The organism is Gemmatimonas sp. (assembly GCF_036405635.1).
In the GTDB taxonomy this organism is placed as follows: domain Bacteria; phylum Gemmatimonadota; class Gemmatimonadetes; order Gemmatimonadales; family Gemmatimonadaceae; genus Gemmatimonas.
Window position 1 is genome coordinate 22,707 of sequence record NZ_DASWXE010000094.1, and the last position, 9,160, is coordinate 31,866.

Sequence of the window (9,160 nt, forward strand, 5' to 3'; positions counted from 1 at the left end):
CACAAGCCACACCGCCAATCGAGTCACATTCTCTCGTGGTACTGGCGGTTGTGGAAACCCAAGATAACGTAGTACGATGTCCGCGTTGCGCGCCCCCGCCCCAGCCTGCCACTAGTGTCTGCCGACACCGGCGTGCCCGCTGCTCCCAAGCGGCTTCGTATCCTGATCGCCGACCATGATGCGGTCACGGCGATGCATACAGAGGCCGCCCTTCGACGCCGCCTTGGTACCGGCGCCGAATTCGTGCGCAGCGGAACCATGGCGCAGACCATCCGTGCGCTGATGGACAACCCACCCGACGCCGTGCTGTTGGAGCTCGGGCTCCCGGACGCGGGTGGCATTGCCACTGTGGTGGGTGTACGCGGTGCGGCGCCGCTGCTGCCGATCGTGGTACACACGGCGGCACTGGACGACATGATGGCCCTGCGCGCGCTTCGGGCCGGCGCGCAGGAGTGCACGGAGAAGGGCATGGCTCCAGAGACGCTGGTGCGCATGCTGGGCTTTGCGATCGAACGCCAGCGCCGCCTCGCCATGCTGGAGGCCGCCCGCGTAGACGCGGCCCACCGGGCCACCCATGATCCGCTGACTGGGCTGGCCAACCGCGAACTATTCCAGGATCAACTCGAGCGCGCCCTCGCCTTCGGCAGCCGGTACAACCGCAAGACCGGACTGATTTTTGTCGATCTGGACGGCTTCAAGGCCATCAATGACACACGCGGGCACGCGCTGGGCGATGTGCTCCTCAAGGCGGTGGCCGGCCGGTTGCTGGAAAGCGTGCGCCGGTCAGATGCCGTCGCACGATTGGGTGGCGATGAGTTCGTCGTCCTCCTGCCCGATGTCACCAGCCGGCGCGACGTGGCCTTCGTCAAGGACAGCATCACGGACTCCCTCCGCACTCCCATCCCGGTGTCGGACAGCGAATCGCTCACGATCGAGGCCAGCATCGGGTGCGCCATGTCGCCCCTGGATGGTGCGGTCGCGCAGGACCTGATCGACGCGGCCGACGCCGACATGTATCGCGAGAAGTACCAACGCCGTCGCGGCCGCATGCACACCCCCACGCTGGGCGTGTTGGCGATCAACGCGGAGCTCGAGCCCTTGCCTTCGGCCGCGGAAACGGTCTCGCGGCGCCGGGAAGCTCGATTGCGCGCGGCGGTTGGTCGCGGCGAGTTCGAGGTACACTTTCAGCCCATCCTCGATGTCATCGGGGATCGCATCGTGGCCGCCGAGGCGCTGCTGCGCTGGCGCGATCCCGATCGCGGATTGATTGCACCGGCCGGCTTTCTCCCCCTCGCCGAAGACACGGGGCTCATTGTCCCGATCGGCGAAATGGTGCTCGAGGGGGCGTGCCGCGCCATCGTCCATTGGCGCGCCACCCACCCTTCGCTCTCGTCCTTGCGGGTGTGCGTGAACCTGTCGGCGGTACAACTCCGCGAACACGGTTTCGAACGTCGAGTGGCGCAAGTGCTTGCCAATACAGGATGTCCGCCCGATGCTCTCACGTTGGAACTCACCGAGAGCAGCACCATGGTGGACGGCGAAACGGCCATGGAAACCCTGCGCGCGCTCAAGGCGCTGGGGCTGCGGCTGGTCGTCGATGACTTTGGCGTTGGGCACGCGTCACTGACATTTCTTCGCGACGCACCGGTGGATGGCATCAAGATCGACCGGCGTTTCGTCAGCCAGCTGATGGTCGATCAGCGCGATCTGGCCATTGTTTCGGGCATGGTGCGTCTGGCCCGCGGCCTCGGAATGGAAGTGATCGCCGAGGGTGTGGAGAGCGCCGAACAGTCGCAGCGACTCGCCCGATTGCAGTGCTTCACACAGCAGGGGCGGCATTTCAGCGATGCCCTGCCCATCGAACAGATGCGCGGGTTGCTGCACAACCGTGTTGGCAGCAACCCGCCCGCGGAGCCGATCAGCGCTCGTCGGCCTTCGGTGTTGCCCCGCCGCCCAGCCGCTGGCTGAGCCCCTTGATGAAGTCATCGGGGTTCACGCCGTACTGAGCGCTCGCCGCTTCGAGCAGCTTCATCATCACGCCCAGCTTCTGCTGGGTGGCATTGGCCGCGCCTGATCCGTCGCCGCTGTCGAGCACGACCAGGCGATCGATCTTCACATCGCTGGCCGCTTCGGCCAGACGGTCGATCATGTCCGGCAGCTGCTGCAGGTACAGCAACGACAGCCCACGATCACCGGCCGCCAACAGCTGCTGCTGGATGGCCTGAAGTGCCTTCGCCTGTGCCTCACCCTGCGCGATGACCGGCGCGGCGGCGGCTTCGGCGTCGGCCCGGGCCGCTTCGGCGCGGGCGCGCGCCGGTTCGACCTGCTCCACCTGCAGGCGCACGCGGGTCACTTCGACGCGCGCTTCTTCCACTGCCTTTTCCGCGCGGGCCTGCGCCTCGTCGGCCGCGGCACGTGCCGTGCGTTCGGCGATCTGCGCCTGACGGTCGAGCTCCGCCTGCTTCACACGCAGCTCATTCTGCGCCGCCGCGATGATCACCTGCGACTGGGCGCGGGCCACATCGGCTTCCTGTGAGGCCCTGGCCTGCTCGCGCTCGGTCTCCGCCTTGGTGCGTGCTTCCGCGATCTGGGCATCACGGAGCACCTCGGCTGTGCGGATACGGCCGTACGCGCGCAGGTAACCAGCGTCGTCGCTGATGTTCTGGATTTTCAGCATGTCGAGCTGGAGGCCGAGCTTCTGCAGGTCGCGGGTGACCTCCTTCATCAGCTCGGTCTCGAACTTCACGCGGTCTTCGTTGGCTTCTTCGGGCGTCAGCGTGGAGAGCACGCCGCGCAGGTTGGCGGCCAGTGTTTCCTGCGCCAGGTCGGCCACCTGCCGCTCGCTGCCGAGAATGCGCTCGACGGCGTTGTTGAACACTTCCTCGGGCATGGACGCGATCTTCACGTTGGCGACCGCCTGCACGTCGATCGGGATACCGCCACGAGCGATGGCGTTGCGCACACTGATGGTCAGTGGGATGGTGTTGAGCGTCATCCACTGCGCCTGCTCGAGAATCGGGATGCGGAAGGTGCGCCCACCGCGGACTACCCGATATCCGACGGCAGTACCATCGCTGAGGGCGCGTTTCCGGCCCGTGATGACGGCCACCATGTTGGGCGGCACGATCAGCAGCAGCTGCTTCACCGAGGCGATGAGCAACATGATCATGATGATCACAAAGACTACGCCGCCCAGGGAGAACAGGGCGGTGCCGCCGACTCCGTCGAGCACCTGATTCATCGCATCACTCCGTTGTGGTAAGACTGGCCCTTGCTGCGGTGGGCGTTTTCAGGTGGCCGTGGGTTGCACGACAGCCACCCCGTTCTCGATCCAGCCGATGCGGCACTCCGCGAAGTACTCGCTGGGCATGTCCGCCACTTCGACGGCACGACGCGCGGGCATTTCATGCAGTTGCCCGTTGGCGCGAAAGCTGATCACGCCCACCCCGTCTTCATTGAAAGGCAGCACGAGCTCTGCAGTGGTGCCCACTGCCAGTGCGTCACGCGCCTCGGAGGAGGCCTCGCCTCGTTGCAGCGCCTTGAACAGGTAGTGCACGCCGAGGAGTGTGCCGATCCCAGCCACGCCCGCGCTGATCCATGTGGTCGCCGGCCCGCGGTGCGTCAGGACAGCGAGCAAACCGATGCCGCCAAAGGCGAACGACGCCCATGTCAGGTTGCGAAGCGAGAACACTGCAAAGAGGCCCGCGTCGCCGACGTCATGGTGCGCATGTCCTGCATGCGCTCCGAGGTCGTCGCCATCGCTGCCGAACAGACTCATCGCGATCAGCGCGCCGCCAAACAACAGCGCGGCCACAAATACCCACCACATAGCAGAGCTCCCGGTTCCGTGGGATCCGTCAACGGGAGGAAATAAGCCCCCCTGCACGGCGTGATGCCAGACACGCCCGTGAATCCTCCTCGTGGAAATCCAATCCAGAAACAGCTGGCCGGCGTAGTCCCGGAGGATTTCGACTGAATGGGGATCACCAGAAACACAGGGCTGTGAAGCCGGGAGTGCGACGATGCAACACAAGGCTTTGATGGGACGCGGATTGAGCGCGCTGGCGTTGTGCGTATTGGTGGCGTGCCAAGGTGATGCGGGACCAACGGGTCCGCAGGGAGCAAATGGCGCGCAGGGGCCTGCTGGCCCCGCCGGTCCGACGGGCCCGAGTGGCCCGGCTGGTCCACAAGGTCCGTCCGGCACGGCCAATGGCCGAGGCATCTATGCGGTGGACGGCAACAACGCGCTCATGATGTTTGGAGCGGCGCGTCCGGATCTGATCCTGCGCCGCGTGACGATCGCCGGATTGCAGACCGGTGAATCGGTGATGGGGATCGACTTCGGCCCGGTGGATGGGCGCCTGTATGCGCTGGGTTCCACCAGCAGGCTGTACACTCTCGACACGTTGACCGGTGCGGCCACGATCGTCGGCACGACCGCCTTCACGCCGGCACTCACCGGGACGTCGTTCGGTTTCGACTTCAATCCGGTGCCTAATCGAATTCGCGTGCACAGCAGTGCGGCGCAGAATCTGCGACTGGTTCCCCGCCTCGGGGGTGCGACCGATGGTTCAGTCGCGGCCACGGATGGCGCACTCGTCTATGCGCCCGGCGATGGCGGCGCCTCCGTCGCACCACTGATCGGTGGCACGGCCTATACGAACAGCGTCAGTGGTGCGACCACCACGACGATCTATGCAATCGACTATGGACGCGATGTGCTCACCACCATGGCGGATCCGAACAGCGGCGTGATGACCACCGTCGGGCCACTCGGGGTGAACACGACGGGTGACGTGGGCTTCGACATCGCCGGTAACAATGGTTCGGCATACGCCACGCTCACTGTTGGCGGGGGCTTTTCCGGCTCGACCTTGTATCAGGTGAACCTGGCGTCGGGAACGATCTTCCCGATCGGCGGCGTGGCAAACGCAGCACCGCTGCGTGGGATTGCGATCGCGCCCTGATTCGCGAGCGGTGCGTTGAAAACACAAAGAGGGCGGAGATCGTGATCTCCGCCCTCTTTGTGTTTGTCTTTCTATTGAACCTATGGAGCGTATCGGGATCGAACCGATGACCTCACGCTTGCAAAGCGCGCGCTCTCCCAGCTGAGCTAACGCCCCGAGCTGTACAACTTAGCACGGTGACTACGGCTGGCAAAGGCATGCCCCAAGCCTCTGCAGGAACCGGAGCAAAGACCGGTGTCGCGTTGCCGTGGGGGTCGCCATCCCGCACATTCTCGCGATCCCGGCTGCCCTCGGGAATCACCTCCCTACCCCACCCCTGCATGATCGTCTCCTGGATCGACTGGGCCATCGTGGCGCTCACCATTCTGGTGTGCTTCGTCCCGGCCCTGTTCCTGGCCAAACGCTCGGCGTCGAGTACCACCGAATTTTTTGCATCCGGTCGTTCGGTGCCCTGGTGGCTGGCCGGCCTCTCGATGGTCGCCACCACCTTCTCCTCCGACACCCCGAACTGGGTGACCGAGCAGGTCCGTCGCTACGGTGTGGCAGGTAACTGGCAGTGGTGGGCGTTTGTGCTCACGGGTATCGCGACCGTGTTCTTCTTTGCCCGTATGTGGCGACGATCCGGCGTGCTCACGGACCTCGAGTTCTACGAGCTGCGTTACTCGGGCAAAGAAGCATCGTGGGTACGCGGATTTCGCGCCGTGTATCTCGGCTTGTTCTTCAATTGCTTCATCATGGGGATGGTGACACTCGCGGCGTGCAAGATCGCGAATATCCTCTTTGGGCTGGCGCCGTGGCAGACCATCCTGCTCACCGGTGTGCTGAATGTGGTGTTCGCGGCGCATTCCGGCCTGTGGGGCGTGCTGGTCATCGACATGATTCAGTTCTTCATCAAGATGACGGCGGTGTTTGCCGCGGCGTGGTTCTCGCTGGTGGAAGTGGGTCGTCGTCTCGCCGGCGCACCGGATGCCTGGCTCGGCCTCAAGGCGCTGATCGGCACGCTCGCCACGCAGCAGGTGGTGCAAGGAGCCGGCGATGCGCAGCCCGTGATGTCGATGAAGGATGGATCGGGGCAGCCGATTCTCGACATGATGCCGAACTTCGCGATGTCCGATCTGGCGTTGATGATCTTCATCCTGCCGATCGCGATCAGCTGGTGGGCCAATTGGTATCCGGGCGCTGAGCCGGGTGGCGGCTCCTACATCGCCCAGCGCATGCTGGCGTCCAAGTCGGAGAAGGACTCACTGGGCGGCACGCTGTTCTTCAACCTCGCGCACTACGTGCTGCGACCGTGGCCGTGGATCATCACGGCGCTGTGCTCGATCATCGTCTATCCCGATCTGGCGAGCATCAAGGCGGCCTTCCCCACGGCCGACGCCTCCCTCATCGGACATGATTCGGCATTTCCGGCGATGCTCAAGTTCCTGCCGGTGGGCTTCGTGGGACTGATGATCGGCGGCCTGCTCGCGGCCAATTCTTCGACCATCCTCACGCATCTCAACTGGGGATCGTCGTACCTGGTGCACGATTTCTATCGTCGTTTCATCCGGCGCGATGCTCCCGATGCGCACTACGTGGCGGCCGGCCGCCTCACCACGGTGTTCCTGTTTGCGTTCTCCGCCCTGCTCAGCCTGGGCATGAGCTCCGCGCAGCAGGCGTTTCAGGTATTGCTCTCCATCGGTGCGGGCACGGGCTTGCTGTACATCGCACGATGGGTGTGGTGGCGCGTGTCGGCGTGGTGTGAGATCGTCGCGATGGCCGTTTCGCTCATTACGTCGCTCGCGGTACCGCGCCTCATGCCCGATGCCGGCTTTGCCGTGACCACGATTGTGCAGGTTGGTCTGACGACGCTGGCCTGGTTGATCACGGCGTTCGTTGGCCCTGTCACCCAGCAGGAGACGCTGGTGGCCTTCGTACGAAAGGTGAAGCCAGCGGGTCCGGGTTGGACGGCGCAGCGCGCGGCGGCAGGGCTGTCAGACATTGAGGTGTCCCGAGAGAATCAGCTGGGCACGTCCTTCCTTGGCTGGGTGGCGGGCTGCGTGGTGATCTGGTCGTCGCTCTTTGCGATCGGCAACTTCCTCTACCTGCCGGGTGATCCGACTCGCGCCACGAATGCCTGGACGCTCGGCGCGATCTTTGTCGTGAGCGGCGTGGTATTGCTGCAGGTGACGCGGAAGCTGTGGAGTGCGGCGAAGTAGACTCCCTGTTCCTCGGCGTCATGATATCAAGAGGAAACAGGAAGGAGATGGAGAGGTGGCGGGGAGCAGGACAAACGAAACGCGGGGCGAACGAGTGATCGTTCGCCCCGCGTGGTTTTTTGCTGCTGAACCCGAGCGTTACTCGTGCGCGGGCAGCGGTTCCATCGTGCGCGGGTCAACCGGCACCTGGACTTCATCCTTGAAGGGCGTGGTCATCATGAACACGCGCATCACCGGGAAGGCATCCATGAACGAGAAGTAGCTGAACGCCCACAGGCCGATGAAGCCGATGGTGGTGCCAATCTCCTGAAGGCCAAACGGCAGGCTGGTCGCCTCACCGTAGATGCTCGGATAGATCTCGATGTAGCGGTGGAGATACACACCGATCAGGCTGCACACGGCGAACAGCACGAACGTGGGCAGGTACATCTTGGCGGCCTTGGAGATCAGACCGAAGAACGGCAGCACGAATCCGAAGATCGGGATCAGCGTCGTCATCGTCTTCCACACGCCCGACAGGCGCAGACGGTAGAAGTGCGTCTCTTCCGGCATGTTGCCGTACCAGATCACCAGATACTGGCTGAAGCTGATGTAGCCGACAAATGCCGTGAACGCGAAGCCGAGCTTGCCGAGGTCCCACAGCTGGTCCATGGTGACGATGTCCGGCGCCTGCAGATGCTTGCGCCACCACATGGTCAACAGTGAGGTGAGCATGATCATGTTGAGCCAGCCGCTCATGAACACGATCCAGGCATACATCGTCTGCTGGAAGTGCAGCGAGATGGTCATGGAGTAATCCCATGCCATGAAGCACCAGCCGATCGGGAACGCAATGCACACCGCGACCGCGATCTTGCCCTGCAGCGAGTGCTGCGAGTGCAGTTCGCGACGCTCGTCACCCGTCCACGAGGCACGCATCTTGGCGCGCAGACCCGCTGCCCACTTGGCGCCGTATTCCGGCAGCACCGCCACGTCCATCTTCACCGAGTTCCAGACGAAGATCAGCTGGAGAACAGTGATGAGGCCGAAGAAGAAGATGCCACGGAGCAGGAAGAACGTCGGATCGAGATACTGCGCCTTTTCAATCGTCGGCACGGCTTCGCGGCCGGCCCACGTGAAAATGTGGTCACCGCTGAACAGCAGGATGCCGAGCAGGATGATGAACGCCACCGGCACGAAGGCGACGAAGCCTTCGGTGAAGCGGATCATCGGGCGCGACCAGCGCGCCGTCACGATACGCTGCACGGCGGCGAACGTCGTACCCGCGGTGGAGATCACCGCGAAGTACATCCAGTTGAAGTGCAGTGCCTGCCACGCCCGATCCGGGTTGGTGAACAGACCGAACGCGAAGACCGCCACGCCCACCAGTGCTGCGACGAGGCTGATCGTCTTGAGGCTCGCCGGCACCGGCTTGGCCGCCAGACGCGTCGCAAACTCCTGGCGCGTCGGATAGTGATAGTGCTGGCTCACTAGTGCTTCTCCTTGGCCGTGCCATGCGGTGCCGGCGGACCGACGTGCAGCTTGCGCATGGTGTCGAACTCGTTGTTGCCCTTGAAGGTGGCCGAATTGATGTTCGGTGAACCGGGCGTGGGAGCCTGCGTGGGGCGAACGTACGGCGACGGCAGCGTGGGCGCGGTGGCCGAGGCACGCGGCACCGTGGTGCCGTTCTGGCCGGGATACCCGATCAGCGTGGTGTCAGCAGCGATCGTGCTCTTGCCCTGCAGCGCACGGACGTAATTCACCACATCCCAGCGGTCCTGGTCTTCGATGCGGTTGTAGCTCGGCATCAGACCACGGCCGTTCCGGATCATGCCATACAGGTAGCCATCGGTACGGCCCTGTGCCTGCGGCGTGAGCAGGCTGGGGCTGAAGCCGTAGGCGGCGTTGACCTTCTTGAGGCCACCGTTGCCGTCGCCGGCCATGCCATGGCAGACCGCGCAGTTGATCTGGTAGTACTTCCGGCCGTTCTCGATCGAGGCTTCGGTCACGAGATGC

Annotated in this window: 7 protein-coding genes and 1 tRNA gene; 3 read left to right on the plus strand and 5 right to left on the minus strand. The window is 64.1% G+C overall.

From position 1 onward, the window contains the following. The first annotated feature begins 114 nt into the window (after window positions 1-114). On the plus strand, window positions 115-1,968 hold the full coding sequence (locus VGE27_RS07930; protein WP_331049111.1) for a putative bifunctional diguanylate cyclase/phosphodiesterase: 1,854 nt from the start codon (window positions 115-117) through the stop codon (window positions 1,966-1,968). Here VGE27_RS07930 and VGE27_RS07935 read toward each other — a convergent pair. Both VGE27_RS07935 and VGE27_RS07940 read right to left on the minus strand, forming a co-directional pair. After that, window positions 1,919-3,241: a flotillin family protein gene (locus VGE27_RS07935; RefSeq protein ID WP_331049112.1), complete on the minus strand. Its 1,323-nt coding sequence runs from the start codon at window positions 3,239-3,241 to the stop codon at window positions 1,919-1,921. The two genes, VGE27_RS07930 and VGE27_RS07935, sit on opposite strands and share 50 nt — an antisense overlap. A 48-nt stretch (window positions 3,242-3,289) precedes the next feature. Then, complete coding sequence (locus tag VGE27_RS07940) at window positions 3,290-3,829, minus strand: hypothetical protein (RefSeq protein WP_331049113.1); 540 nt, start codon at window positions 3,827-3,829, stop codon at window positions 3,290-3,292. A gap of 193 nt (window positions 3,830-4,022) precedes the next feature. On the opposite strand from VGE27_RS07940, the gene VGE27_RS07945 reads away from it, so the two are divergent. Further along, complete coding sequence (locus VGE27_RS07945) at window positions 4,023-4,967, plus strand: DUF4394 domain-containing protein (protein WP_331049114.1); 945 nt, start codon at window positions 4,023-4,025, stop codon at window positions 4,965-4,967. A gap of 83 nt (window positions 4,968-5,050) precedes the next feature. On the opposite strand, the gene VGE27_RS07950 is transcribed toward VGE27_RS07945, so the two are convergent. Continuing rightward, a tRNA-Ala gene (locus VGE27_RS07950) sits at window positions 5,051-5,123 on the minus strand. Between the two features lie 164 nt (window positions 5,124-5,287). Between VGE27_RS07950 and VGE27_RS07955 the strand changes: the two genes are divergently transcribed. Further along, complete coding sequence (locus VGE27_RS07955) at window positions 5,288-7,165, plus strand: sodium:solute symporter family protein (protein WP_331049115.1); 1,878 nt, start codon at window positions 5,288-5,290, stop codon at window positions 7,163-7,165. Between the two features lie 138 nt (window positions 7,166-7,303). On the opposite strand, the gene VGE27_RS07960 is transcribed toward VGE27_RS07955, so the two are convergent. Both VGE27_RS07960 and VGE27_RS07965 read right to left on the minus strand, forming a co-directional pair. Then, entirely contained in the window at window positions 7,304-8,635 is a 1,332-nt protein-coding gene (locus VGE27_RS07960; RefSeq protein WP_331049116.1) for a hypothetical protein, read from the minus strand. Next, a partial coding sequence (locus tag VGE27_RS07965) for a cytochrome c (protein ID WP_331049117.1) occupies window positions 8,635-9,160 on the minus strand: 526 nt, incomplete at its 5' end. The genes VGE27_RS07965 and VGE27_RS07960, both read right to left, overlap by 1 nt.

Bases quoted from the DNA above. Each gene is read 5' to 3' on its own strand.
- VGE27_RS07935 (WP_331049112.1), bottom strand. From the start codon at position 3,241: ATGAATCAGGTGCTCGACGGAGTCGGCGGCACCGCCCTGTTCTCCCTG.
- VGE27_RS07940 (WP_331049113.1), bottom strand. From the start codon at position 3,829: ATGTGGTGGGTATTTGTGGCCGCGCTGTTGTTTGGCGGCGCGCTGATC.
- VGE27_RS07945 (WP_331049114.1), top strand. From the start codon at position 4,023: ATGCAACACAAGGCTTTGATGGGACGCGGATTGAGCGCGCTGGCGTTG.
- VGE27_RS07955 (WP_331049115.1), top strand. From the start codon at position 5,288: ATGATCGTCTCCTGGATCGACTGGGCCATCGTGGCGCTCACCATTCTG.